Here is a 25,356-nt window from a genome sequence, read left to right on the forward strand (position 1 = left end):
CCGGGGGTGCCCCCATCGAGGAGCTGGAGAGGCCGCCCGTCATGACCCTCACCGACGACACCCCGTCATCCGCCCTGCCCCTGCCCCCGCGCTGGCGGCGCCAGGACACCGTCCGCACCGCCAGCCTGCTCGGCGTCATCCTCGCCATGCACGTGGTCGCCTTCGGCATGCTGTTCCTGCTCGTCGCGCCCAACCACTACACGATCGGCAACCAGGCCTTCGGCGTCGGCCTCGGCATCACCGCCTACACCCTCGGCATGCGGCACGCCTTCGACGCCGACCACATCGCCGCCATCGACAACACCACCCGCAAGCTGATGGCCGACGGCCAGCGCCCGGTCTCGGTCGGCTTCTGGTTCGCCCTCGGCCACTCCAGCATCGTCATGGCGATGGCCGCCCTGGTCGCCGGCGGCGCCCAGATCGCCGGCACCCTGGTCGATGACAAGTCCACCGCCCACCAGTGGCTCGGCGTCATCGGCACCAGCGTCTCCGGCACCTTCCTCTACCTCATCGCCGCGCTCAACCTGATCGCCCTGGCCGGCATCTACAAGGTCTACAAGGCCATGCGGGCCGGCCAGTTCGACGAGAAGCAGCTGGAGAAGCACCTCGACGAGCGCGGCTTCATGAACCGCATCCTCGGCAAGCTCACCAAGTCCATCCGCCGCCCCGGCCAGATGTACCCGGTCGGCGTGCTCTTCGGCCTCGGCTTCGACACCGCCACCGAGGTCGCCCTGATGGTGATGGCCGGCTCCGGCGCCGCCTCCGGCCTGCCCTGGTACGCCATCATCTGCCTGCCGTTGCTCTTCGCCTGCGGCATGAGCCTGTTCGACACCCTCGACGGCACCTTCATGAACTTCGCCTACCACTGGGCGTTCTCCAACCCGGTCCGCAAGGTCTACTACAACCTCACCATCACCGGCCTGTCCATCGCCGTCGCCTTCGTCATCGGCACCATCGAACTGGTCGGCGTGCTGCACGAGAAGCTCGACCTCACCGACCCGGTCACCGGCTGGATCGCCGACATCAGCCTCGACAACGTCGGCTACATCCTCGTCGGCATGTTCGTCGTCGTCTGGGCCTGCGCACTCGCCTACTGGCGCTTCAGCAACGTCGAGCAGCGCTGGGCCACCCGCGTCGAGAAGACCGGCTGACCCGCCCGCCCGGTTCCGGCGGTTCCCGGGGGTGTCGACGATCGTCGACACCCCCGGCGGTCTGCCCGCAGACGGTCGCGGCAGTGGAGTTGCGCCCCCGGCCTTCAGCGCCGGGGGTCGGGTAGTGCCGGGTACGGGACGAAGGTGCTGGTGTGCTCGTCGAGCGCCAGCGGCCGGCCGATGGCGGGCGCGGCGCGCTGGGGGCACGCCGGGCGTTCGCACACCTTGCAGCCGAGCCCGATCGGGGTGGCGGCCGCCACGTCGCCGAGGTCCAGTCCCGCCGAGTACACGAGCCGTGCGGCGTGGCGGAGTTCGCAGCCGAGGCCGATGGCGAAGGTCTTGCCGGGGCGGCCCCAGCCGCCGGGTGAGCGGGTGACGGCGCGGGCGGTCCAGAGGTAGCGCCGGCCGTCGGGCATGGCGGCGACCTGGACGTGGACCCGGCCGGGGGCGGCGAAGGACTCGTAGACGTTCCACAGCGGGCAGGTGCCGCCGGTGCGGGAGAAGTGGAAGTCGGTCGCGGACTGGCGCTTGGAGACGTTGCCGGCCCGGTCGACCCGGACGAAGGAGAACGGTACGCCGCGCAGCCGGGGCCGCTGGAGGGTGCTGAGCCGGTGGCAGACCGTCTCGTAGCCGACGCCGAAGTGGTCGGCGAGGTGCTCGATGTCGTAGCGCGCCGATTCGGCCTCGGCGTGGAAGGCGGCGTACGGCAGCACGAGGGCGGCGGCGAAGTAGTTGGCCAGGCCGATCCGGGTGAGCGACCAGGCGGTGGAGCCTTCGGGGCTGTCCTGGGCCGCGAGTTCGGACAGCAGCCGATCGTGTTCCAGGTAGGCGAGTTGGGTGGCCATCCGGAACGCCTGCTGGCCCGGGCGCAGCCGGTCCGACAGGCTCAGGATCCTGCTGCGCGGGTCGTACCGGTGCAGGTGCTCGCCTCCGGCGGCGGTCCGTACGCCGTGGCCGGAGGCGAGCCGGTCGGCCAGCACCGCCCTGACCTCGCCGCGCCGCAGGCCGATGGTTGCGGCCAACTCCTCGGCCGCGGTGTCGAGTTCGTGGAGGTAGTTCTGGCGGCGGTAGAAGAACTCGCGGACCTGTTCGTGCGGGGTGAGGGTGTCGGGCGCCGGGCCGCGGTCCCCCGCGAGGACGGCGAGCTGCTCGGACACCGCCCGTCGGCCGCGGCCGAGGTCCATCAGCAGCCGCGCCACGGCGGGCAGGCGGGCGGCCACCTCGTCGAGGTCCCCGGCGGTGACCCGTCCGGCCGCGAGCTCCTCGCCGAGCGCGTCGCGCAGTTCGGCGGTGAGCCGGGCGCTGCCGGGCGGGGCGAAGTACCCGGCCTCGACGCCGAAGGCCTCGGTGAGGCGCAGCAGCACGGGCACGGTGAGCGGGCGGGCGTCGTGCTCCAGCTGGTTGAGGTAGCTGGGTGACAGGTCGATCAGCCGGGCGAGGGCGGCCTGGCTGAGTCCGCGTTCCTCGCGCAGGCGGCGCAGCCGGGCGCCGGCGAAAGCCTTTCCCATCGTGTCGTTCTCCCCTCACCGGCCGTCGGCCCACCTAGCCGATCTTGCCGGACAGGGCCTGGTGCGGGAAGCCTAGCCGCACGGCGAGAGGTCGCGTCGTCGCAACCTTCGCAGATTCGCCGGGGACCGTTCGCAGAAGTTGGCAGTGGTCCATCGGTGACGGCGGCTTCGCCGGGTGCCAGAGTCGGTGGTGCGGCCGGGAGGTGCGCAGGACAGCGGCGAAACACCAGGTCGGTCGCGGCCGGGCAGGCTGTCCGGGCGTCCACGTCCTGCGGTGTTCCGCCGCCGCCCGGCACCGCCCGGCCGCCCACTCGCCCTCGCGGTGAGACACCTCACAACCTTCGCAACGAGCACCCCTGGGGAGCAGACCCATGACTCAGTCGGTTCGGCAGCAGCAGGAGCAGCAGGCGGCGGCGCTGGCCGCTCGGTGGGCGTCCGACCCGCGGTGGGCGGGCATCGAGCGCACGTACTCGGCGGCCGAGGTCGTGCGGCTGTCCGGCACCGTCCGCGAGGAACACACGCTGGCCCGCCGGGGCGCCGAGCGCCTGTGGCGGCAGTTGCACGAGCAGGACTACGTGCACGCCCTCGGCGCGCTGACGGGCGGCCAGGCCGTGCAGATGGTGAGGGCCGGACTGCAGGCGATCTACCTGTCCGGGTGGCAGGTCGCGGCCGATGCCAACCAGGCCGGGCAGACCTATCCGGACCAGAGCCTCTACCCGGCCAACTCCGTTCCCCAGGTGGTGCGTCGGATCAACAACGCGCTGCTGCGCGCCGACGAGATCGACGCGGCGGAGGGGACGGACGGCGGGCCGGACTGGCTGGTGCCGATCGTCGCCGACGCGGAGGCCGGGTTCGGCGGTCCGCTGAACGCCTTCGAGCTCACCAAGGGCATGATCGCGGCCGGCGCGGCGGGCATCCACTACGAGGACCAGCTCGCCTCCGAGAAGAAGTGCGGCCACCTCGGCGGCAAGGTGCTCGTCCCCACCGCCCAGCACGTCCGCACCCTCAACTCCGCCCGCCTGGCCGCCGACCTCGCCGACGTGCCGACTCTGATCGTGGCCCGCACGGACGCGCTCGCCGCCAACCTGCTGACCAGCGACGTCGACGAGCGCGACGCCCGGTTCTGCACCGGCGAGCGCACCGCCGAGGGCTTCTACCGGGTCGAGCCGGGCATGGCCCCGGTGATCTCGCGCGGCCTCGCGTTCGCCCCGTACGCGGACCTGATCTGGGTGGAGACCGGCACCCCGGACCTCGCCCAGGCCCGCGAGTTCGCCGAGGCGCTCAAGGCCGAGTACCCGGACAAGATGCTCGCCTACAACTGCTCGCCGTCCTTCAACTGGAAGGCGGCCCTGGACGACGACCAGATCGCCAAGTTCCAGAGGGAGTTGGGCGCGATGGGCTACCGCTTCCAGTTCATCACGCTGGCCGGCTTCCACGCGCTGAACCACTCGATGTTCCAGCTCGCCCGCGGCTACGCCGAGCACGGGATGACGGCCTACGTCGACCTCCAGGAGGCCGAGTTCGCGGCCGTGCCGCAGGGCTACACCGCCGTGAAGCACCAGCGCGAGGTCGGCACCGGCTACTTCGACCTGGTCTCCACCGCGCTCAACCCGAACGCCGAGACGCTCGCCCTGACCGGCTCCACCGAGGCCGAGCAGTTCCACTGAGCCTCCCTGGCGGCCTCCCTGGGGAGAGACCGCCCTTCACCCCGCCGCCCGGGGCCTCGTTGAGGGACGAGGCCCCGGGCCCACTCCCTTGGAGAAACCGGATGAGCCAGCCCAGCCGCATCGACGTCCTCGGCGAACACGAGGACCGCTTCGACGAGATCCTCACCCCTGCCGCCCTGGACTTCGTGGCACGCCTGCACGAGGCCTTCGCCGACCGCCGCGCCGAACTCCTCGCCGAGCGCCGCCGCCGCGGTGCGCTCCTCGCCGCCGGAGGCACCCTGGACTTCCTGCCCGAGACCCGCGCCGTCCGCGAGGACCCGACCTGGCGGGTCGCCGGCGCCGGCCCCGGCCTGGCGGACCGCCGGGTGGAGATCACCGGCCCGCCCGAACGCCGGATGGCCGTCAACGCGCTCAACTCCGGCGCGAAGGTGTGGCTGGCGGACTTCGAGGACGCCACCTCCCCCACCTGGCACAACCTGCTCACCGGCCAGCTGAACCTGCTCGACGCGATCGAGCGCCGGATCGACGACACCACCCCGGAGGGCAAGCGGTACCGGATCGGCGACACGCCCGCCACCATCGTCGTGCGCCCGCGCGGCTGGCACCTCGACGAGCAGCACCTGCTGATCGACGGCCGCCCGGCGATCGGCGCGCTGGTCGACTTCGGCCTCCACCTCTTCCACTGCGGCCGGCGGCAGATCGAGCGCGGCAGCGGCCCGTACTTCTACCTGCCCAAGCTGGAGAACCACCTCGAAGCCCGGCTGTGGAACGACGTCTTCACCTTCGCCCAGCACGAGTCGGGCATCCCGCACGGAACGATCCGCGCCACCGTGCTGATCGAGACCATCACCGCCGCGTTCGAGATGGACGAGATCCTGTACGAGCTGCGCGAGCACGCGGCCGGCCTCAACGCCGGGCGCTGGGACTACCTGTTCAGCCTGATCAAGAACTTCGCCACGCACGGCCCCCGCTACGTCCTGCCGGACCGCGCCACCCTCACCATGACCCAGCCGTTCCTGCGCGCCTACACCGACCTGCTGGTGCGCACCTGCCACCGCCGCGGCGCCCACGCCATCGGCGGCATGGCCGCCGCCGTCCCGCAGCGCGACCCCGCCGCCAACGAGGCGGCCCTGACCAAGGTCCGCGCCGACAAGGAGCGCGAGGTCGGCGACGGCTTCGACGGCTCCTGGGTCGCCCACCCCGGCCTCGTCGCCACCTGCCGGACGGCCTTCGACACCGTCCTCGACGCCCGCCCGCACCAGCTCGACCGCACCCGCGAGGACGTCGAGGTCACCGCCGCCGACCTGCTCGGCGTGCACAGGCTGTCCGTCGGCCTGCCGACCGAACAGGGCCTGCGCTCCAACGTCGCCGTCGCCCTGCGCTACCTGACGGCCTGGCTCGGCGGCTCCGGAGCCGTCGCCGTCTTCGGCCTGATGGAGGACGTCGCCACCGCCGAGATCGCCCGCTGCCAGATCTGGCAGTGGCAGCACCACTGCTCCCGGCTGACCGGCGGATCGCTCGCCACCCCCGACCTCGTACGGCGGCTGATCGACCGCGAGCGCGCCACCCTGCTCGCCGAGGGCGCCGACCCGGCACTGGTGGACGACGCCGTACGGATCCTGGAGGAGACCGCCCTCGGCGCCGAACTGCCCGCCTTCCTCACCACCGAGGCCTACGCCCGCCACCTCGTGCGGATCCGCACCGCGGCCTGAGCCGCCCGACCACGGAGGTATCCGATGAACGACATCCGCCGCGTAGCGGTCGTCGGCGCCGGGCAGATGGGCTCCGGCATCGCCGAGGTCTTCGCCCGCGCCGGCCTCGACACCGTCGTCTGCGAGGCCGGCCGGGGCGCCCTGCGCGCCGCCCGGGCCCGGATCGACCGCTCCCTGCACCGCGCCGTCGACCGCGGCCGGATCGACGAGCAGCAGCGCACGGACGCCTGGGCCCACCTGCTGTTCGCCGACGACCTGGAAGCGCTCGCCGACCGTCAGCTCGTCGTCGAGGCCGTCGTCGAGGACGAACGGGTCAAGACCGAGGTGCTCGGCGCCCTGGACAAGGTGCTCGTCGCCGACGACGCCGTCCTGGCCACCAACACCTCCGCCATCCCGGTCACCCGCCTCGGCATCACCACCGACCGCGCCTCCCACGTTCTCGGCCTGCACTTCTTCAACCCCGCCCCCGTCATGCCGCTCGTCGAACTGGTCGCCTCGCTGCACACCGCCCCGGCCGTCCTCGACCGGGTGGAGGCCTTCACCCGGGACGCCCTCGGCAAGCACGTCATCCGCTCCCGCGACCGGGCCGGCTTCGTCGTCAACGCCCTGCTGGTGCCCTACCTGCTCTCCGCCGTCCGGATGGCCGAGGCCGGCCACGCCAGCCCCGAGGACATCGACGCCGGCATGGTCCACGGCTGCGCCCACCCCATGGGCCCGCTCCAACTCGCCGACCTCATCGGCCTGGACACCGTGCAGGCCATCGCCGAGTCCATGTACGAGGAGTACAAGGAGCCGCTCTACGCGCCGCCGCCCCTGCTCTCCCGCATGGTCGAGGCCGGACTGCTCGGCCGCAAGAGCGGGCGTGGGTTCCACGTCCACCAGGCGGCCTGACGGTCTCTCGGCCCGCTCGGCGCCCGCTACGCCCACCGCCCCGGAGAACGCGCCACCCGCGCGCTCTCCGGGGCGCCGTGCTGTCCCGGGCCGCCGCGAGGAGCCGGTTCCCCGGCCGGGTTCGCAGGTTTCGCAGCTTCACAGGAATCCGCCGTACGGATTCCACCGATCGGCATGCTGGATCATCGGCCGTCCGACCAGCAGGCTCGATCACGCAAGCCCCCAGAGTCGTCACACACTCCCGAGGAGTCCCGTGATCGAGCACCACGTCCGCGTCCACCCCAGTGCCGACCGGCTGCCGCGCGAGGAGCAGCTCGCCTGGAAGCTGGCCGCCGTCGCCACCGGCACCGAGGAGCTGGACCCGGCCAGCGTGAACATGGCCGTCAACCGGGTGATCGACAACGCGGCGGTGGCCGTCGCGTCGCTGCTGCGCCGGCCCGTGGCGGTGGCCCGCGCCCAGGCGCTCGCCCACCGCGGCGCGCCGGGCGCCCGGGTGTTCGGCAGCCCGGCCCGGGTCTCGCCGGAGTGGGCGGCCTGGGCCAACGGGACGGCGGTGCGCGAGCTGGACTTCCACGACACCTACCTCGCCGCCGACTACTCCCACCCCGGAGACAACATCCCGCCGCTGCTTGCCGTCGCCCAGCACACCGGCCGCAGCGGGGCCGACCTGCTGCGCGGCATCGTCGCCGCCTACGAAGTCCACGTCGCACTGGTGCGGGGCATCTGCCTGCACGCCCACCGGATCGACCACGTCGCGCACCTGAGCGCGGCCACCGCCTGCGGGCTCGGGGCGCTGCTGCGGCTGCCGACCGAGACGGTGTACCAGGCGGTGCAGCAGGCCGTGCACACCACCACGGCCACCCGGCAGTCCCGCAAGGGCGAGATCTCCAGTTGGAAGGCCTTCGCCCCCGCCTTCGCCGGCAAGGCCGCGATCGAGGCGGTGGACCGGGCGATGCGCGGCGAGACCTCCCCGTCCCCCGTCTACGAGGGTGAGGACGGCTTCCTCGCCTGGCTGCTCGACGGCCCGCAGTCCGACTACACCGTGCTGCTGCCCGGGCCCGGCGAGCCGCGGCGGGCGATCCTGGACACCTACACCAAGGAGCACTCCGCCGAGTACCAGGCCCAGGCGATCATCGACCTGGCCCGGCGGCTGCGCGAGAAGGCCGGGCCGCTGGAGAAGGTGCGCTCGGTCGTCCTGCACACCAGCCACCACACCCACCACGTCATCGGCTCCGGCTCGGGCGACCCGCAGAAGTACGACCCGACCGCGAGCCGGGAGACCCTCGACCACTCCATCCCGTACATCCTCGCCGTCGCGTTGGAGGACGGCGCCTGGCACCACGAGCGCTCCTACGCCCCCGAGCGGGCCCGACGCCCGGAGACCGTGACGCTCTGGCAGAAGATCACCACCGTCGAGGACCGGGAGTGGACCGCCCGCTACCACGACCCCGACCCGGCCCGGCGGGCCTTCGGCGGGCGTGTGGTGATCACCCTGGACGACGGCACGGTGATCGAGGACGAGCTGGGCGTGGCGGACGCCCACCCCGCCGGCGCGCGCCCCTTCGACCGCCCCGCGTACCAGCGGAAGTTCCGCACCCTGGCCGAGGGCGTCGTCTCCCCCGCCGACCAGGACCGCTTCCTGGCAGCCGCCGCCGACCTCGCCGAGCTGAAGGCCGCGGACCTGGACGAGCTGTTCCCGGCCGTCGACACCGAGGCCGTGCGCGCGTTCGACGCGCTCCTCCCGAAGGGCCTGTTCTGATGCTGCACACCCGCACCACCCCCGCCCAGCGCCGCCGCGCCCTGCGCGAACGCCTCGCCACCGGGCGGCTGTTGACGATGCCCGGCGCGCTCAACCCGCTCTCCGCCCGGCTCGTCCAGGACCTCGGCTTCGAGGCCGCCTACCTCTCCGGCGCCGTCCTCGCCGCCGACCTCGGCCTGCCCGACATCGGCCTCACCACCGCCACCGAGGTCGCCGCCCGCGCCCAGCAGACCACCCGCGTCACCGACCTGCCCGTCCTGATCGACGCCGACACCGGCTTCGGCGAACCCATGAACGCCGCCCGCACCGTCCAGCTCATGGAGGACGCCGGCCTCGCCGGCCTGCACCTGGAGGACCAGGTCAACCCCAAGCGCTGCGGCCACCTCGACGGCAAGGCCGTCGTCCCCCGCGAGAACATGACCCGCCGCCTGCGCGCCGCCGTCGACGCCCGGCGCGACCCCGACTTCCTGCTGATGGCCCGCACCGACGCCCGCTCCGTCGAGGGACTGCGCGCCGCGATCGACCGGGCCAAGGCCTACGTCGACGCCGGAGCCGACGCGATCTTCCCCGAAGCCCTCGCCGACGAGGCCGAGTTCGAGGCCTTCCGCAAGGCCGTCGACGTCCCGCTGCTCGCCAACATGACCGAGTTCGGCAAGTCCCCGCTGCTCGACGCCCGCACCCTCCAGAACCTCGGGTACGAGATCGCGCTCTACCCCGTCACCCTGCTGCGCCTGGCCATGGGCGCGGTCGAGGACGGCCTGCGCACCCTCGCCGCCGAGGGCACCCAGGAGTCGCTGCTGCCGCGCATGCAACCGCGCTCCCGGCTGTACGAACTCCTCGGCTACGAGCAGTACGCGGCCTTCGACACCGCCGTCTTCGACTTCACCCTCCCGCCCGGCGCCTGACCCCGCATCGGAGACCAGCCATGCCCACCACCGCGCCCGGGATCCACCGCGGACTCGCCGGAGTCGTCGTCGACACCACCGGGATCTCCACCGTCATCCAGGAGACCAACTCCCTCACCTACCGCGGCTACCCCGTCCAGGACCTCGCCGCCCGGCGCTCCTTCGAGGAGGTCGCCCACCTGCTGTGGCACGGCGAACTGCCCGACCCCGGACAGCTGCGGGAGTTCCGGGCCCGCGAGGCCGCCCTGCGCCCGCTCGACCGCACCACCGCCGAACTGCTCGCCAAACTGCCCGAGACCTGCCACCCGATGGACGTGCTGCGCACCGCCGTCAGCTTCTTCGGCGCCGAGGACCCCACCGAGGACGACGGCCGCCCCGCGCCCCACCTCGTCAAGTCCCTCACCCTGCTGGCGAAACTGCCCACCGTCGTCGCCGCCGACCAGCGCCGCCGCCGGGGCCTGGCGCCCATCCCGCCGGACCCCGGGCTCGGCTACGCGGAGAACTTCTTCCACATGTGCTTCGGCGCGGTGCCCGCCCCCGAGGTGGTCCGCTGCTTCGAGATCTCCCTCGTGCTGTACGCCGAGCACAGCTTCAACGCCTCCACCTTCACCGCCCGCGTCGTCACCTCCACCCTCTCCGACCTCTACAGCGCCGTCACCGCAGCGATCGGCGCACTCAAGGGCCCCCTGCACGGCGGCGCCAACGAGGCCGTGATGCACATGCTGGAGGAGATCGGCGACACCGCCCGGGCCGCGCGGTGGCTCGACGAGGCACTCGCCGCCAAGCGGAGGATCATGGGCTTCGGCCACCGCGTCTACCGGCACGGCGACTCCCGCGTCCCGATCATGCAGGCCGCCCTGGACGACCTGGTGGCCCGCAGCGCCGACCCCGGGACGGCCCGGCTGGCCGCCCTGCACGCCGCACTGCGCGAGGCGATGCTGGAACGCAAGGGCATCCACCCCAACCTCGACTACCCCGCCGGCCTCGCCTACCACCTGATGGGCTTCGACACCCCCGTCTTCACACCCCTCTTCGTGATGAGCCGCATCACCGGCTGGACCGCCCACATCACCGAACAGCTCGCCCACAACTCCCTGATCCGCCCGCTCGCCCGCTACGACGGCCCCGGCCAGCGCCCGGTGCCGGGGCTGTCACCGAACACGGCGTAGGGAACGCGGCTGCGGCGGTCCGGCTCGACGGCCAGGCGCCCGCCCGCCGGCGGGCGGGCGCGCTGGGCGCAGTCGCGGCGCTCGCAGATCCGGCAGCCCAGCCCGATCGGGGCGGCCGCTCCCGCAGCGTCGAGCGCGACGCCCTCGGCGTAGACGAGGCGGTGGGCGTGGCGCAGCTCGCAGCCGAGCGCGACGGCGAACTCGCTGCGCGGTGCGCGGTGGCCGAAACCGCCGTGGGAGACGGTGCGGGCGATCCAGAAGTAGCGCTTCCCGTCGGGCATCTCGGCGACCTGGGTCAGGATCCGGCCGGGTGCGGAGAACGCCTCGTAGACCGTCCAGAGCGGGCAGGTACCGCCGAGGCGGGAGAAGTGGAAGTCGGTCGCGGACTGGCGCTTGGAGATGTTGCCCGCCCGGTCGGCGCGCAGGAAGGAGAACGGGACGCCGCGTCGGCCCGGACGCTGGAGGGTGCTCAGCCGGTGGCAGACCGTCTCGAACCCGACCCCGAAGCGGGCCTGGAGCAGCTCGATGTCGTACCGCAGTTCCTCGGCGGCCGCGTGGAAGGCGGTGTACGGCATCAGCAGGGCGCCGGCGAAGTAGTTGGCCAGGCCGATCCTGGCCAGGTCGGCGGCCTGGGGTGAGGTGAGGCCGGGCCCGGCCGCCGCCACGAGCGTGTCGAGCAGCGGCCGGTGCTCCAGCAGGGCCAGCTGGGTGGCGAGTTGGAAGGCGCGCTGGCCGTCGGCCAGCCACGGTGAGAGCCGCAGCGTGCCGGCCGCCGGGTCGTAGCGCCGCAGGTCGCCGGGCCGCCGGTGGTCGGCGTCCAGCACCCGCACCCCGTGCCGTTCGCCGAGGCGGGCGGCCAGCGCGGCGGCGGTGCGGCCGGCGGTCGTGGTGGCCAGGCACTGCGCGGTCCGCTCCGCCGCCTCGTCCAGGGCGGTGATGTGGTTGTGGTGGGTGTAGAAGAAGTCCCTGACCTCGTCATGGGGTTCGGCCGGGCGGATGCCCGCCCCGGTGCCGGGCTCGCCGAGGTCGACGACGCGCGCGAGCGCCTCGCGGTAGCCGCGGTGCAGCGCGACCAGGGCCCGTGCCACCTCCGGGTGGTTGCGGCTCACCTCCGCGATCTCCTCCGTCGGCACGGCTCCGCCGCAGGCCTCGTCCGCGAGCGCGGTGCGCAGGTCGGTGCCGAGGCGTTCCTCCTCGGCCTCGGAGAAGAACTCCGGGTCGACCCCGAGCACCTCGGCGATCCGCAGCAGCACGGCGGCGGTCAGCGGACGCTGGCTGTGCTCGATCTGGTTGAGGTAGCTGGTCGAGATGCCGAGCTCGCGCGCCAGCTCGACCTGGTTCATGCCGTGCTCGCGGCGCAGTCGGCGCAGCTTGGCGTGGGCGTAGATCTTCCGCCCGGTCGGACGTGGCATGGCGCGTACTTCCTCTCTCAGACCCGGTTGGTTCGGATCGCGGCCTCGACCCGGACGGCGTCCGCCGTGTCGCGGACCTCGTGCACCCGCACCGCCCACGCGCCCTGCGCGGCGGCCAGGACGCTGGCCGCCGCGGTGGCCGCGTCGCGTTCCCGGGCCGGACGGGCCTCGCCCGTCCGCGGGTCGGCCAGCAGCTCGCCCAGGAAGCGCTTGCGCGAGGCCGCCACCAGGAGCGGGCGCCCCAGTACGCGCCAGGCGTCCAGCGACGCCAGCAGCGCCCAGTCGTCCTGCCGGCGTTTGGCGAAGCCGAGGCCCGGGTCCACGATGACCCGGGAGGGGTCGACCCCGGCCGACACCACCGTGTCCATCTGCCGTGCGACCTCACGGATCACCTCGGCCGCGACGTCCTCGTACGCGGCCAGCTCGTCCATGTGGGCGGACTGCCCGCGCCAGTGCATGACGACGAAGGGCACCGCGGCCCTGGCCGCGGCGCGGGCCATGCCCGCGTCGGCCCGGCCCCCGCTGACGTCGTTGATGATCCGGGCGCCGGCCTCCACCGCCGCTTCGGCGACCCGGGCCCGCATCGTGTCGATGCTGACCAGGACGCCCTTGTCGGTGAGCGAACGCACCACCGGCAGGACCCGGCGCAGTTCCTCCTCCTCGGACACCCTGGCCGCTCCCGGCCGGGTCGACTCCCCGCCGACGTCCACGATGTCCGCGCCCTGCTCGGCCAGCAGCAGTCCACGGTCCACCGCGCGCCCCGGGTCCAGCCAGCGGCCGCCGTCCGAGAACGAGTCGGGGGTCACGTTCACGACTCCCATCACCGCGCACCGATCCCATCCGGGCAGCCCCGACAATACCTGCGAAGGTCTTTTCATGCGCCCATTGTGCCGCCCGCCCCACCCGTCTCCCAACTCGTACCCCCGAGAGAATTCGTATCACAGAGTGGACACCTGAGGACTATCGCGAGCCCGGCTGGTTAACCTCCTGCCATGACACTCGGAATTCCCTCCACGCGCACGGATCGGGCGACCTCCGTCCGCGAACTCCTCGCGACCGGCAGGCTTTCCTATTCCTTCGAATTCATGCCGCCCCGGAGCGCCGAATCGGAGGTCGGCCTGTGGAATGCGATCCGGCGCCTGGAAGCGCTGTCCCCCACCTTCGTCTCCGTGACCTACGGCGCCGGCGGGTCGACACGGGAGCGGACGGTGAACGTCACCGGCCGCATCGCGCAGGAGACCACCCTCACGCCGACCGCCCACCTGACCGCGGTCGACCACAGCGTCGCCGAACTGCGGAACATTCTCGGCCACTACGCTGACCAGGGAGTTCGCAACATCCTGGCGCTGCGCGGCGACCCGCCGGGCGATCCGCTGGGCACCTGGCACCGCCACCCCGACGGGGTGGAGTACGCCGCCGACCTGGTGCGGCTGATCAAGGAGTCCGGCGACTTCTGCGTCGGTGTGGCCGCCTTCCCGGACCTCCACCCGAGGTCCCCCGACTGGGATTCCGAGATCAGGCACTTCATCGAGAAGTGCCGGGCGGGAGCCGACTACGCCATCACCCAGATGTTCTTCGACGTGGACAGCTACCTCCGTTTCCGGGATCGACTGGAATCGGCCGGCTGCACCGTTCCGATCATTCCGGAGATCATGCCGGTGACCAGCATCCGGTCACTTCGCAGGATTCCGACGCTGACCACCGCCGCCATTCCCGATGGGCTTTCCGAAAGCATGCTGAAGCAGCAGGAGAACCCGAACGCCGTCCGGGCGATCGGTATCGATCACGCCACCGGAATGTGCCGGCGCCTGCTGTCCGAGGGTGTTCCCGGGCTGCATTTCATGACCATGAACTTCTCCACGGTGACGACGGAGATCTACCAGAACCTCGGGCTTCCCGGGTCCGGGTGAAACCGGCCGGGCCGCCGTCGGGGAAGCGGCCCGACCCGGCCGGGCCCCGCACGCCGTGCGGGGCCCGGCCGGGTCGCGTCACCGGCGGGTCAGCCGGCGAGCTCCGCGCGCAGGTGGCGGGCGGCGCCGACGAGGCTGTCGAGCGAGGCGCGGGTCTCCGTCCAGCCGCGGGTCTTCAGGCCGCAGTCGGGGTTGACCCACAGCCGCTCGGCGGGGATGGCGGCCAGGCCCGCGCGCAGCAGTTCCACGGCCTCCTCGGTGCTCGGGACGCGCGGGGAGTGGATGTCCCAGACGCCCGGCCCGACCTCGCGCGGGTAGCCGGCCCCGGCGAGTTCTCCGGCGACCTCCATGTGCGAGCGGGTGGCCTCCAGCGAGATGACGTCCGCGTCGAGTTCGTCGATCGCCGTCATGATCGCGCCGAACTCGGCGTAGCACATGTGGGTGTGGACCTGGGTGTCCGCGCGGACGCCCGAGGTGGCCAGGCGGAAGGACTCGGTGGCCCACGCCAGGTACGCCGGGCGGTCGGCGGCGCGCAGCGGCAGGGTCTCGCGCAGGGCCGGCTCGTCGACCTGGACGACGGCCGCGCCCGCGGCCTCCAGGTCGGTGACCTCGTCGCGCAGGGCGAGGGCGACCTGCCGGGCGGTGTCGCCGAGCGGCTGGTCGTCGCGGACGAAGGACCAGGCGAGCATCGTGACGGGGCCGGTGAGCATGCCCTTGACCGGGCGGTCGGTGAGGCCCTGCGCGTAGCCGAACCAGTCGACGGTCATCGGGTGCGGGCGGGAGATGTCCCCGGCCAGGACCGGCGGGCGCACGTACCGGGTGCCGTAGGACTGCACCCAGCCGTGCCGGGTGGCGAGGTAGCCGGTGAGCTGCTCGGCGAAGTACTGGACCATGTCGTTGCGCTCGGGCTCGCCGTGCACCAGGACGTCCAGTCCGGCCTTCTCCTGGAAGGCGATGACCTCCCGGACCTCGGTCTCCATCCGCTCCCGGTAGGCCGCCGCGTCGATCCGGCCCGCCGTGAGGTCGGCCCGCGCGACCCGCAGTTCGGAGGTCTGCGGGAACGAGCCGATGGTGGTGGTCGGCAGCAGCGGCAGGCCGAGCCGGGCGCGCTGGGCCTCGGCCCGCTGCGGGTAGGCCTGGGCGCGGCGGGTGTCGTCGGCGGTGACGGCGGCGGTACGGGCGCGCACCGCCGGGTCGTGGGTGATCGGCGAGTTGGCGCGCGAGGCGAGGTCGGCGCGGTTGGCGGCCAGGTCGGCGGCGATCGCCCCCGTGCCCTCGCGCAGACCCCGGGCCAGCAGCGCCACCTCCCGGGCCTTCTGCTTGGCGAAGGCGAGCCAGCGCAGGATCTGCGGGTCGACGTCGCGTTCGGCGGCGGCGTCCAGCGGCACGTGCAGGAGCGAGCAGGACGGGGCGACGTCGACCCGCTCGGCCAGGCCCAGCAGGGTCGCCAGGGTCGCCAGCGACTTCTCCAGGTCGTTGATCCAGATGTTGCGCCCGTCGACCACCCCGGCCACCAGCCGCTTGCCGGGCAGCCCGCCGACGGCGGCCAGATCGTCCAGGTTCGCAGCGGCGGGCCCCGTGAAGTCCAGCGCCAGGCCCTCGACCGGGGCCTTGGCCAGCACGGGCAGGGCCTCGCCCAGGCGGTCGAAGTAGCTCGCGACCAGCAGCTTCGGACGGTCCGCCAGGCCGCCCAGCTCACGGTAGGCGCGGGCGGCGGTGTTCAGCTCGGCCGGGGTGCGGTCCTGCACCAGCGCGGGCTCGTCCAGCTGCACCCACTCGGCGCCGGCCGCCTTCAGGTCCGCCAGCAGCTGCGCGTAGACCGGCAGCAGCCGGTCCAGCAGGGTGATCGGCTGGAAGTCCTCGGCGACACCGGGGGCGGGCTTGGCGAGCAGCAGGTAGGTGAGGGGGCCGACCAGCACGGGGCGTGCGGTGTGGCCGAGCGCCAGCGCCTCCCGGAACTCCCCGACGGCCTTGGCCGGGTCCGCGGTGAAGACGGTGTCCGGGCCGAGTTCGGGCACCAGGTAGTGGTAGTTGGTGTCGAACCACTTGGTCATCTCCAGCGGCGCGACCTCCTGGGTGCCGCGCGCCATGGCGAAGTAGCCGTCCAGCGCGTCCGCCTCGACGGCCGCCCGGTGGCGGGCCGGGATCGCGCCGACGGCGACCGTGGTGTCCAGTACGTGGTCGTAGAACGAGAAGTCGCCGGTGGGCACTTCCAGGACCCCGGCCTGGGCGAGCTGCGCCCAGTTCTCCCGGCGCAGGCCGACCGCCGTCTCCCGCAGGGCGTCGGCGGTGACCGTGCCCTTCCAGTAGCCCTCGATGGCCTTCTTCAGCTCCCGGCCCTGGCCCTGCCGGGGGTAGCCGTACACGGTGGCCCTGGTCGCCGCGGCTGCGGACTTCGTGGTCAAGGGACTCTCCTTCGCGAGTCTGGCTCCTCAAGTGCCCGGGGACGGGACGAGAGCGCGAAGGGATGACGAACCGGGCGGCGGCTCACGTCGACGCGTGTGCCCGATCCGCCTGGTATGGTCGCCGACCCGCCCACGAGGTCACCGGGGTATCCGCACGCGGAACGGTCCGCGGGCGGGCAACGGGCAGGTCTTCGGACTCGTGGGCGCACCGGGCCTGTCGGCGTCCGGTACCTACTGGCCATCGCTTCCCAGACCCGTCCCGGGTCCAGTGCGTATGACGGCGGTCGTTCCCACTCACCGCTGCGGGGCAGTCCCGGATTCCCACCGGGTTCCCTCTTGCGACGTCCTGCCTGGCGGACAGGACGAACCAGCTGCGTGGCCAGCTTAGGGGCAAACCACCGGGGCCGACGCGGAATTCACGGAAGCCGTCCGCATGGTGAGACTCCCTCGCCGTTCGCGGCGCCGTTCGCGGCGCCGTTCGCGGTGCCGCTGGCGGTGCCGTTCGTGGTGACTCGTCGACCGTCCGGGGCTTCGAAGCGCACCACGGGCTCGAAGTTGGCGCGGCGGGCCGCGCGGCGGAGGACGGTGAGGACGGCCGGGCCGACGACGAGCACGGCCGTGAAGGTGGTGACGGCCCGGCCGGTGTCCCAGCCGAGCGAGGTGGCGAGGTCGAAGAGCAGGTAGCGGTGCCACTGCTCGGTGAACGGCAGCCCCGGCAGGTAGGCGATGGAACTGTTCGGGTCGGTGGAGAACGGCCAGAAGGAGAGGTTGAGAAGGAAGCCGAAGAGGTACCCGGAGAAGGCCCCGTACGCCGCCAGCATCGCCACCTCCCAGCGCCGCCGCCGGGTTCTCGGCAGGAGCCCGGCGAGCATGCCGACGAACGCGCAGCCGAACATCTGGTACGGCATCCAGGGGCCGACGCCGCCGGTGAGCAGCGCGGAGGCGAACAGCGAGGTGCAGCCGAGGGTGAACCCGAAGCCCGGGCCGAAGACCCGGCCGGCCAGGACGAGGATGAAGAAGACCGTCTCCACTCCTGCGGTGCCGGCGCCGAGCGGGCGCAGCCCGGCGTTGACGGCGGACAGGACGCCGAGCATGGCGAGGGCCTTGGCGTCGATGCCGCCGGCCGCGATCTCCGCGATGACGACGGCGAGCACCAGGATCAGCAGGGCGCCGAAGATCAGCGGCGGGGCGTAGGAGGAGCCGAACTTTCCCGGGGCGACGACGAACGGCCAGGTGAAGGCGACCAAGCCGATGAAGGCGGCCAGGGCCGCGACGACGCGGGCCCGGCCGGGGATCCGGACGGCGCTCACCGGGCGGTCTCGGCGGGCGCCAGGGCCTCGGCCACCTGCCGGGTCGTCAGGTAGGGCAGCGGGGCGAGGATCTTGGCGGTCTGGGGGGCGAAGGTGGGCGAGGCGACGATGACCTCGGCGGTGGGGCCGTCGGCGACGATCTCGCCCTCGGCCATCACCACCACCCGGTCGGCGGTGGCGGCGACGAACTCGACGTCGTGGGTGGAGACGACGACCGTACGGCCTTCGGCGGCGAGGGCGTCCACGATGCCGGTGAGCGCCTCCTTCGCGTGGTAGTCGAGCCCTCGGGTGGGTTCGTCCAGCAGCACCACCCTTGGCGCGGCGGCCAGTTGGATCGCCAGGACCAGGGCCAGCTTCTGGCCCTCGGAGAGGTCCCGGGGGTGGGTGCCGTCGGGGATCCCGGGGGCGAGCCGGTCGAGGATCTGCCGCGCGGTCGGGCCGGCTGCGGTCCGGCCTGCTGTGGTCGGGCCTGCTGCGGTCCGGCCTGCTGCGGTCGGGCCGGCGGCGCCGCGGGCCTCCAGGTCGCTCTGGGCGAGTTCCTGGGCGACCGTCTCCAGGTACAGCAGGTCGGTCGGGGTCTGCGGGACGAGCCCGACGAGCTGCCGGGCCCTGGTCGCGGAGAGCCGCTTGGGGTCCGCGGCCGGCCCGCCGTCGGCTCCGAGGACCCGCACGCTGCCGCCCTGTCGCGGGCCCGAGCCCTGAAGGGCCCACAGGAGCGAGGACTTGCCCGAGCCGTTGCGCCCCATCAGCGCCGTGACCTCACCGGCCCGCAGGTCCAGCCCGACCTCCCGGACGGCGGCCACCGGCCCGTACCGGACGACCACCCCCCGGGCGTCCAGCACCCGATCCCCCACCACCGCTGCCCGGCGCGGCGGAGGAACGGGCACGTCGGTGAGCCGCTCCCGCAGCGGGGCGGCGGCGCGCCGGGCGTCCCGGACGGAGAGCGGCAGCGGCCGCCACCCGGCCAGCCGCCCGAGGTCGACGACCGGCGGCGCGATCGCGGTGTGCCGGAAGACCTCGGCGGGCGGCCCGTGCACGACCGTGCCGTCGCCGGGCAGGTAGGCGACGCGGTCGGCGTACTGGACGACCCGCTCCAGGCGGTGTTCGGCGAGCAGGACGGTGACGCCGAGGTCGTGGACCAGGCGGGTGATGGCGGCGAGCACCTCCTCGGCGGCCGTCGGGTCGAGCGCCGAGGTCGGTTCGTCCAGGACCAGGACGCGGGGGTGCGCGGTGAGCACCGAGCCGATGGCGACGCGCTGCTGCTGGCCGCCGGAGAGCTCGTGCAGGGCGCGGTGGCGCAGGTCGGCGAGGCCGAGCAGGTCGAGGGTCTCCTCGACGCGCTTGCGCATCACCTCCGGCGGGACGGCCAACTGCTCCATGACGTAGGCCAGTTCCTCCTCCACCGTGTCGGTGGTGAAGCCGGCCAGCGGGTCCTGCCCCACCACACCCACCACGTCGGCCAGTTCGCGCGGCGGGTGGTGCGCGGTGTCCCGGCCGTCCACGGTGACCCTGCCTCGCAGGGTGCCGCCGGTGAAGTGCGGCACGAGGCCGTTGACGGCGCCGAGCAGGGTCGACTTGCCGACGCCGGTACGGCCGACCACCAGGCAGAGCTCGCCCTCCGGGATGTGCAGGTCGACGTCGCGCAGGACGGGGGTGGTCTCGCCGTCGTACACCACACCGACCTGGTCGAATCGGATCACGTGCTCACCTCGGGGGTCGTACGGTCGGTGCCGGTACGGCGGGTACCGGTGGCGGGCTCCGGGGTACCGCCCGGCGGCGGCGCGATCACCCCGGCGGCGCCGGCCAGCAGCAGGGCGAGCACCGGGACGAGCGGCAGGCTCGGCCAACTGAGCGGGTAGAGCGACGGGTTGAGATCCGTGGCGTCGTAGCCGACGGTGGCGAACAGCAGGACGGCGGCGGTCACCCCGCAGCCCGCGACGGCCCACTCGGCGGCCCGCCAGCGGTCCGGCCGGTAGGTAGTGCGCCGTACGCGCCGGCCGCCGAGGACCAGCCCCGCCACGCAGAGCAGGGCGCCCGCGAGGAAGGCCGGAAGCCCCAGGGCAGCGGGGGCGGTCCCGTCCAGGAGCCCGTACACCCCGGCACACAGGCCGCACATGCCGAGCAGCATCAGGGCGCCGGTGACGCGACGGGAGCGGCGGGTCGCGGTGCCGGAGCGGCCGTAGCCACGCGAGTCCATCGCGGCGGCCAGGTGCAGCGAACGCTCCAACGCGTCCTCCAGCACCGGGACGACGATGCTGCGCAGCGCGCGGACGCCCTTGCGCTGCCCGGCACGCAACCGCCGTGCCCGGGCGACGCGTTGGACGCTCTGCACCAGCTGCGGGGCGACGCTCAGCGACACCGTCACGGCCACACCCAGCTCGTACAGGGCGCCGGGCAGGACGCGCAGGGCGCGCTTGGGGTTGGCGAGGGTGTTGGCGGCGCCGATGCAGCAGATCAGGCAGGCCAGGCGCAGCCCGTCGAAGGCGGCGGAGAGGGTCGCCTCCAGGGAGACCGGCCCGCCGATCCGGATGCCCGCGTACCAGGCGGGGGTGGGCAGGTGCGGGAGCGAGAAGAGCAGATGGTCGTGCGGGGTGATACCGGTGGCGAAGACGCACCGGAACACCACCCGGATCGCCACCACGGTCAGGGCCAGCCACAGATAGTAGGTGAACCCGCGCGCCCACGGGGCCTCCGTCCGGCGGGCGGTGACCACGTAGCCGAGCACGGCGAGGACGAGCAGGAGCAGCAGCGGGTTGGTGGTGCGGCTGGCCGCCGTCGCCAGGGCCAGCGCCCAGGTCCACCAGGCCAGCGGGTGCAGGTTCCGGGGGCTGCGCCGGCTCCCGGCGTCGCGTCCGGGGGCGGGCTTCGGCTTCGGGTCGGGCTTCGGGTCGGGCTTCGGGTCGGGCTTCGGGGGGACGGCGGCGTGCTGGTCGGGCATGGTCACCGGATCACTCGGCCCGGCGGCGGCGCCGTCGCGCGACGACCACGGTGGCCGCGCCCAGCACCCCCACGAGGGCGGTCGCGATGACGGCGGGGGCCATCGACCCGGAGTCGTGCGGGGCGTCGGCCACCGGGTTGGCGTCCACCACGCCGCCGGGCACGGCGGGGGTGGACGTCGGCGCGGCCGCTGCCTCGACCGTCTGCGGGGTCGGCTGGTCGCTCGGGGCGTCCGCCGCCGGCGCGGTGGACGGCTCGACCGGCACCGGCGTGGCGGGCACGGGCGTCGGCGCTCCGGGCGGCGTGATGCCCTCCTCGGGGGTGACGACGGCGCCGGGCCCCGGGGTGGTGGCGGGCGCGGGCGGACGGGCTCCGCCCGCCGGGGGCTTGGCGGGCGCCGGGGCCCGGCCCGATCCGGTGCCACCGGCCGTGCCGGCGGTTCCGCCGCTGCTGCCGGTGCTGCTCCCGCCGCTGCTGCCGGTTCCGCTCGCGTTCCCGGTCCCGCCGCTCGAACCGGTGCCACTGCTCGAACCGGTGCCGCCGCCGGTCGTCCCCGTGGCACCCGTCGACCCGCCGCCGGAACCGTTGGAGCCGCCGGAGCCGCCGGAGCCGCCCGTGGTGCCCTGGCCGGGGTCGGCGGGCTGCCCACCGGGGCTGGAGTTGTTCGCGCGAACGCTGTCCGGTGAGAAGCCCGGCCGCCCCTCGGTGCCCTCGACGTTGGTGCCACCGAAGATCCAGAGGTCGACGCTGCCGGGCTTCGGCTGGTAGCTCATCGCGCCGAGCTGGCTGTAGGACCACTCGTTCTGGCCCGGATCGGCGTGCCAGTACGACCAGTAGGCCGTGGCCGGGGGCGTCAGAACGCACTTCTCCTGGTCCGGGGCCGGGAACTGCTTGCCGCCCTGGAAGCCGCTGTAGCCGATCCGGCAGATGAACGCCGGACCGTCGTGCCCGGTCCCGGTGGTCTTCCAGCCGCCCTGGTTGAGCAGGGTGAAGCCGGTGGTCGGGGTGGTCCCGCAGGAGCGCAGCAGCGGGCCGCCCCACTTGCTGAAGTCCACGGCGAGCACCACGCCGGAGGTGGTGGTGCACTGGTCGATCGGCAGCGGCGCCGCGGACGCCGGGGCGGTGCCCGCGGCGACGCCGCCGAACGCGAGGGCGAAGGTCAGGGCCGCCGCCCCGGACAGCCGGCCGAGCCGGCCGCCGAGTCCCCGGCTCACCGGTGCCGCCCCGGGGCGGCCGCGGCGCGGCGTCGGGCGACGAGGACCGCCGCCGCACCGAGCGCGGTCAGCACACCCGCACCCGCCGTCAGCGTCAGAGCCTGGGTTCCGGTCCCGGCCAGGCTGCCGGAGCCGGTCTGCGCCGCCGCGCCACCGGCGGGGGCGCCCCTGCCATCGGCCGGGGCGTCGATGCCGCCGGCCGACCAGGTGGCCGAGCCGTCGCCGGTCGAGGGAGCGGCGGTGTCCGAGGGCCCAGCCGTGGCGGGCGAGCCCGTCGGGCTCGGCGTGTTCGTGGGAATGCTCGTAGGTGTGCCGGTCGGGGTGCCCGTGGGCGTGCCGGTCGGGGTGCCGGTCGGCGAACCCGTCGGGGTCGCCGTCGGGGTCGCCGTCCCGGTGGAGGTCGGAGTGGGCGTCGGCGTCGACGTTCCCCCGAGCTCCCGGAACAGCGTGCCGAACGAGATCCCGGTGGCACCGCCGAGCACCTGCGTGGACGCGCGGACGTCCGACCCCGGCTGCCCGGCGGAGGCCACGTTGAACCCGCCGTCGCCGTTCTGCTGGCCCGACAGGAAGTCGCGCGCCTTGGCGATCTGGGCGCCGTACGTGGACTGGCGCAGTGTCATGCCCTGGATGGCGAGCGCGGCCGAGTTGGTCGAGTCGCCGGCCGCTCCCGGGAAGCCGCCGTCGGGCAGCTGCCGCGCGGCGAGCCAGTCGAGGCCCTGGTCGACGGCCCGCGCGGCTTCGTCGCCCGGCACGAGGGCGAGGGCCATGACGGCCATCGCCGTGCTGTCCACGTCGGAGTCACCGGTGGCGGGGATCAGGCTCGGCCACGAGCCGTCCTGGTGCTGGAGGCCCTTCAGGTAGGCGATCGCGGGAGCCGCGTTCGTCGAGTCCCCGGCCCGGAGCTGGGCCATGATGCCGAGCGCCTGGGAGAACACCGAGGTCGCGTAGGTGTAGTTGCCGGGCGCCGCGCAGCCGGTGCTCTGGTCGGCCTTGGTGCACACGAGGGCGGCCAGGGCGGCGATCAGGTCGTGGCCGCCGAAGGCGCGCGGGTTGCGGCCGACCGCCTCGGCGAGCAGCGCCTCCTTTCCGATCGAGCCGCCGCCTGCGTACTCGGTGCCGATGCCGGTCCAGTCGTTGACGGTGCGCTCGCCGGCGTCCTTGCCCGGCTGGTCCAGGAAGTCGACGATCCTGCGCAGCGCGGCGTCGTCGGTGCCGGTGGCCGCGAGGGCGTAGGCGCCGTCGATGGTGAGGCCGAAGTCGGCGAAGGCCGGGAAGCCCTCGTAGTAGCGGCCGTTGATCAGGCGGGACGGGTCGGTGAGGTAGGCGCTGCCCTTGGCGGCGTCGGGGGTTCGCCCGGCAGGCGGCGTGGTCGCGGGCGAGGTCGGCGGGGTGGTGGCGGGTGTCGTCGGCGGGGCGGTGGCGTCCGGGTTGTGCCGGACGCTGGTGAGGTCGGTGCCGGTCAGGGCCAGGATCGCCTGCTCGGTGGCCGCCGGGTCCGGGTCGGTGGTCGACGCGTCGGGGCCGAAGCCGCCGTCCGTTCCCTGCCGGGCGGCGAGCCAGGCCGTGGCGGCGGCCCGGCGGGTGTCCTGTCCGGTGGCCCTGAACGCCTGGGCCGCGCTCGCGGTGCTGATGGTGTCACCGGGGGCGCCGAGGTACGGGAGGAGGGAACCGTCGGCCTGCTGTCCGGCCGCGAGCTGGTCCGACGCCTTCTTCGCGGCCGTCTCGTACCCGGGGGCCGTGCGCAGGGCGAGGACCGCGAGGCCGGTGGTGAGCGGGTCGGACTCGCAGTGGTCGCCGGCGACGATCATCGATCCGGCCACCCCGCCGTCGGCGCACTGGAGCACCGTGAAGCGGGCGAGCGCCGGGGCGGGTGGCGTGACGCCGGCGCGCTGGAGGGCGATGACACCGAGGGACTGGACCCAGGGCGAGGCCGCGCCGAGGAAGTCCCCGGCGGCGGTGCACTTGCCGTTCTCCCCCGCCGCCGTGCAGACGTGACCGGTGAGCGCGGCGATCAGGTCCCGGCCGCCGAAGGCCCGGGGATCGCCACCGGTGCTCTCGGCGACGAGGGCCAGCAGTGCGGCGGCCTTCGCATCGGGCCGGCCGGCCGGTCCGTCGGGATACAGGAAGGCGTCGGCGTGGGCGGAGAGGAAGGCGGTCGTCCGGCGCAGCGCCGGGTCCTGCGTGCCGGCGGCGGCGAGGGCGATGGCGGTGAGGGCGGTCCGGGGGTGGTCCGGCCCCTCGACGGCCCAGTTCTCCATGTGGTCGCCGCCGACGAGTTGGCGGGCCAGCCAGGCTGCGGCGGCCGCCGGGTCTCCGGTGGCGGACGGCCCGGTCGAAGTCGAGGTCGGAGTCGGGCTCGGGGTCGGGGTCGGGCTCGGGGTCGCCGAGGGTGACAGCGGGGCGGACGGCGAAGCCGACGAGCCGCCGCTCTTCGCCCGGACGGAGTCCGGCGCGAAGCCCGGCGCCCCGCTGGTGCCGCCGATGTCGGTGCCGCCGTACACCCAGGCCTCGACCTCGCCGGGCTCGGGCTTCTGCGTCCCGGCGCCGAACCGGCTGTAGGACCACGCCTGTTGGCCGGGTTCGGCGATCCAGTACGACCAGTACGCGGTGGCCTGCGGGGTGTTGACGCAGGGTTCTTCGGCCGGCGTCGGGTACTGGGTGCCGTTGTTGAAGGTCCCGGTTCCGAGTCGGCAGATGAAGGCGGGTCCGTCGTGCTCGGTTCCGGCGGTGGTGAAGCCGGCGGCGTGCAGCAGGTTCATCCCGGTCGTGGGGTGGGCGTCGCAGCCCCGGACGACGCCGCCGCCCCAGTGGGTGAAGTCGACGGCGACGATCGCGCCCGTCGTCGCCGTGCACTGCTCGATCGGGTCGGCGGCCGCGGTACCGGGGCGCCCGAACAGGACGCTTCCGCAGGCGGCGGCCGCGACAGCACCGGCGACCACCAAGGAGGCGAGGTCCCGGTTCCTGTGACGTGTGCGACTGCTGCTGACCCTCACGACGACTCCCTGGTCGGTCGACGCAGGACGCAACGGCGCAGCCCACGGTCTCCTGGGCAGGGACCGTCCGGACCGCGTCGTAGTCCGCGACGACGCAAGTGCTCTGTGAACAGGCCCCCGGTCCAGGCATTCCGGCTCACCCACCACAGGTGGGTCCACGGTTGCGGGTCAGCGCCGGAGTTCGACCGGCTTCCCCTGAATGCCGAGGGCAAAAAATCGGTTCATCAGACCACGCCGGTCGAACGGGAGTCAACGGGTCGTCATGTCGATCACACCACCTCGTGCGCCGGTGCGCCGTGCGGTAGCGTCCGCGGTGGCCGAGCGGGGGAACCCGGTGCGAATCCGGGGCTGACGCGCAGCGGTGTGGGGCGGCGATCACGCCGCCCTGAGCCCGAATGCCCGACCGGCCACGC

Annotated in this window: 17 protein-coding genes and 3 riboswitches; of the genes, 8 read left to right on the plus strand and 9 right to left on the minus strand. The window is 73.7% G+C overall.

Annotated elements, in window-relative coordinates:
- Positions 1 to 41 precede the first annotated feature (41 nt).
- Positions 42 to 1,151 (plus strand): HoxN/HupN/NixA family nickel/cobalt transporter, encoded by a 1,110-nt coding sequence (locus tag ACIQVZ_RS07450; protein WP_331744167.1) that lies wholly within the window; start codon positions 42 to 44, stop codon positions 1,149 to 1,151.
- A 104-nt stretch (positions 1,152 to 1,255) separates the two neighbouring features.
- Here the strand turns inward: ACIQVZ_RS07450 and ACIQVZ_RS07455 are convergent, their stop codons facing one another.
- A complete protein-coding gene (locus ACIQVZ_RS07455; RefSeq protein WP_402447899.1) occupies positions 1,256 to 2,659 on the minus strand; it encodes a short-chain fatty acyl-CoA regulator family protein in 1,404 nt (467 codons plus the stop codon).
- A 371-nt stretch (positions 2,660 to 3,030) separates the two neighbouring features.
- Between ACIQVZ_RS07455 and aceA the strand changes: the two genes are divergently transcribed.
- The 6 genes from aceA (at position 3,031) to ACIQVZ_RS07485 (ending at position 10,762) form a co-directional block, all read left to right on the plus strand.
- Complete coding sequence (gene aceA, locus ACIQVZ_RS07460; RefSeq protein ID WP_063352213.1) at positions 3,031 to 4,326, plus strand: isocitrate lyase; 1,296 nt, start codon at positions 3,031 to 3,033, stop codon at positions 4,324 to 4,326.
- A 101-nt stretch (positions 4,327 to 4,427) separates the two neighbouring features.
- Positions 4,428 to 6,038, plus strand: a complete 1,611-nt coding sequence (aceB, locus tag ACIQVZ_RS07465) for a malate synthase A (RefSeq protein WP_402447901.1) — start codon at positions 4,428 to 4,430, stop codon at positions 6,036 to 6,038.
- A 24-nt stretch (positions 6,039 to 6,062) separates the two neighbouring features.
- The gene (locus tag ACIQVZ_RS07470) at positions 6,063 to 6,929 is read left to right on the plus strand and encodes a 3-hydroxybutyryl-CoA dehydrogenase (protein WP_402447903.1); all 867 of its coding nucleotides are present in this window, start codon (positions 6,063 to 6,065) and stop codon (positions 6,927 to 6,929) included.
- A 253-nt stretch (positions 6,930 to 7,182) separates the two neighbouring features.
- Positions 7,183 to 8,688 carry an MmgE/PrpD family protein gene (locus tag ACIQVZ_RS07475; protein WP_402447905.1) on the plus strand — a complete coding sequence of 502 codons (1,506 nt, stop codon included), beginning with the start codon at positions 7,183 to 7,185 and terminating at the stop codon, positions 8,686 to 8,688.
- Complete coding sequence (gene prpB / locus ACIQVZ_RS07480; protein WP_402447907.1) at positions 8,688 to 9,593, plus strand: methylisocitrate lyase; 906 nt, start codon at positions 8,688 to 8,690, stop codon at positions 9,591 to 9,593. Before ACIQVZ_RS07475 ends, prpB begins: the two co-directional genes overlap by 1 nt.
- A gap of 20 nt (positions 9,594 to 9,613) precedes the next feature.
- On the plus strand, positions 9,614 to 10,762 hold the full coding sequence (locus tag ACIQVZ_RS07485; protein WP_350875848.1) for a bifunctional 2-methylcitrate synthase/citrate synthase: 1,149 nt from the start codon (positions 9,614 to 9,616) through the stop codon (positions 10,760 to 10,762).
- Here the strand turns inward: ACIQVZ_RS07485 and ACIQVZ_RS07490 are convergent.
- Together ACIQVZ_RS07490 and folP are read right to left on the minus strand one after the other, a co-directional pair.
- Positions 10,708 to 12,174, minus strand: a complete 1,467-nt coding sequence (locus tag ACIQVZ_RS07490; protein WP_402447909.1) for a short-chain fatty acyl-CoA regulator family protein — start codon at positions 12,172 to 12,174, stop codon at positions 10,708 to 10,710. The genes ACIQVZ_RS07485 and ACIQVZ_RS07490 overlap by 55 nt on opposite strands.
- A 17-nt stretch (positions 12,175 to 12,191) precedes the next feature.
- Complete coding sequence (folP, locus tag ACIQVZ_RS07495) at positions 12,192 to 13,052, minus strand: dihydropteroate synthase (RefSeq protein WP_402447911.1); 861 nt, start codon at positions 13,050 to 13,052, stop codon at positions 12,192 to 12,194.
- Between the two features lie 114 nt (positions 13,053 to 13,166).
- Between folP and metF the strand changes: the two genes are divergently transcribed.
- Positions 13,167 to 14,084: a methylenetetrahydrofolate reductase [NAD(P)H] gene (gene metF / locus ACIQVZ_RS07500; RefSeq protein ID WP_402447913.1), complete on the plus strand. Its 918-nt coding sequence runs from the start codon at positions 13,167 to 13,169 to the stop codon at positions 14,082 to 14,084.
- An 89-nt stretch (positions 14,085 to 14,173) separates the two neighbouring features.
- Here the strand turns inward: metF and metE are convergent, their stop codons facing one another.
- From metE to ACIQVZ_RS07530, 6 genes are all read right to left on the minus strand, one after another.
- Complete coding sequence (metE, locus tag ACIQVZ_RS07505; RefSeq protein ID WP_402447915.1) at positions 14,174 to 16,489, minus strand: 5-methyltetrahydropteroyltriglutamate--homocysteine S-methyltransferase; 2,316 nt, start codon at positions 16,487 to 16,489, stop codon at positions 14,174 to 14,176.
- Between the two features lie 164 nt (positions 16,490 to 16,653).
- Positions 16,654 to 16,876: riboswitch (cobalamin riboswitch) on the minus strand.
- A 29-nt stretch (positions 16,877 to 16,905) separates the two neighbouring features.
- Positions 16,906 to 17,799, minus strand: a complete 894-nt coding sequence (locus ACIQVZ_RS07510) for an ECF transporter S component (RefSeq protein WP_402447917.1) — start codon at positions 17,797 to 17,799, stop codon at positions 16,906 to 16,908.
- Positions 17,796 to 19,499 (minus strand): ABC transporter ATP-binding protein, encoded by a 1,704-nt coding sequence (locus ACIQVZ_RS07515; RefSeq protein ID WP_402447919.1) that lies wholly within the window; start codon positions 19,497 to 19,499, stop codon positions 17,796 to 17,798. The genes ACIQVZ_RS07510 and ACIQVZ_RS07515 overlap by 4 nt, the downstream gene beginning before the upstream one ends.
- The gene (locus ACIQVZ_RS07520; protein WP_402447921.1) at positions 19,496 to 20,743 is read right to left on the minus strand and encodes a CbiQ family ECF transporter T component; all 1,248 of its coding nucleotides are present in this window, start codon (positions 20,741 to 20,743) and stop codon (positions 19,496 to 19,498) included. The genes ACIQVZ_RS07515 and ACIQVZ_RS07520 overlap by 4 nt, the downstream gene beginning before the upstream one ends.
- Before the next feature lie 4 nt (positions 20,744 to 20,747).
- Positions 20,748 to 21,950, minus strand: a complete 1,203-nt coding sequence (locus ACIQVZ_RS07525) for a hypothetical protein (RefSeq protein ID WP_402447923.1) — start codon at positions 21,948 to 21,950, stop codon at positions 20,748 to 20,750.
- Positions 21,947 to 24,943: a prenyltransferase/squalene oxidase repeat-containing protein gene (locus tag ACIQVZ_RS07530; RefSeq protein WP_402447925.1), complete on the minus strand. Its 2,997-nt coding sequence runs from the start codon at positions 24,941 to 24,943 to the stop codon at positions 21,947 to 21,949. Before ACIQVZ_RS07530 ends, ACIQVZ_RS07525 begins: the two co-directional genes overlap by 4 nt.
- A 103-nt stretch (positions 24,944 to 25,046) precedes the next feature.
- Positions 25,047 to 25,190: riboswitch (cobalamin riboswitch) on the minus strand.
- Between the two features lie 77 nt (positions 25,191 to 25,267).
- Positions 25,268 to 25,344, plus strand: a riboswitch (cobalamin riboswitch).
- The last annotated feature ends 12 nt before the right edge of the window (positions 25,345 to 25,356 follow it).

Origin of the sequence: Kitasatospora sp. NPDC098663 (assembly GCF_044760075.1) — a bacterium.
GTDB lineage: Bacteria > Actinomycetota > Actinomycetes > Streptomycetales > Streptomycetaceae > Kitasatospora.

Excerpts from the sequence above, each read along its gene's own strand:
- folP (WP_402447911.1), bottom strand. The coding sequence starts at position 13,052 with ATGAAAAGACCTTCGCAGGTATTGTCGGGGCTGCCCGGATGGGATCGG.
- ACIQVZ_RS07470 (WP_402447903.1), top strand. The coding sequence starts at position 6,063 with ATGAACGACATCCGCCGCGTAGCGGTCGTCGGCGCCGGGCAGATGGGC.
- ACIQVZ_RS07455 (WP_402447899.1), bottom strand. The coding sequence starts at position 2,659 with ATGGGAAAGGCTTTCGCCGGCGCCCGGCTGCGCCGCCTGCGCGAGGAA.
- aceA (WP_063352213.1), top strand. The coding sequence starts at position 3,031 with ATGACTCAGTCGGTTCGGCAGCAGCAGGAGCAGCAGGCGGCGGCGCTG.
- prpB (WP_402447907.1), top strand. The coding sequence starts at position 8,688 with ATGCTGCACACCCGCACCACCCCCGCCCAGCGCCGCCGCGCCCTGCGC.
- metF (WP_402447913.1), top strand. The coding sequence starts at position 13,167 with ATGACACTCGGAATTCCCTCCACGCGCACGGATCGGGCGACCTCCGTC.
- ACIQVZ_RS07485 (WP_350875848.1), top strand. The coding sequence starts at position 9,614 with ATGCCCACCACCGCGCCCGGGATCCACCGCGGACTCGCCGGAGTCGTC.
- ACIQVZ_RS07450 (WP_331744167.1), top strand. The coding sequence starts at position 42 with ATGACCCTCACCGACGACACCCCGTCATCCGCCCTGCCCCTGCCCCCG.
- aceB (WP_402447901.1), top strand. The coding sequence starts at position 4,428 with ATGAGCCAGCCCAGCCGCATCGACGTCCTCGGCGAACACGAGGACCGC.
- ACIQVZ_RS07490 (WP_402447909.1), bottom strand. The coding sequence starts at position 12,174 with ATGCCACGTCCGACCGGGCGGAAGATCTACGCCCACGCCAAGCTGCGC.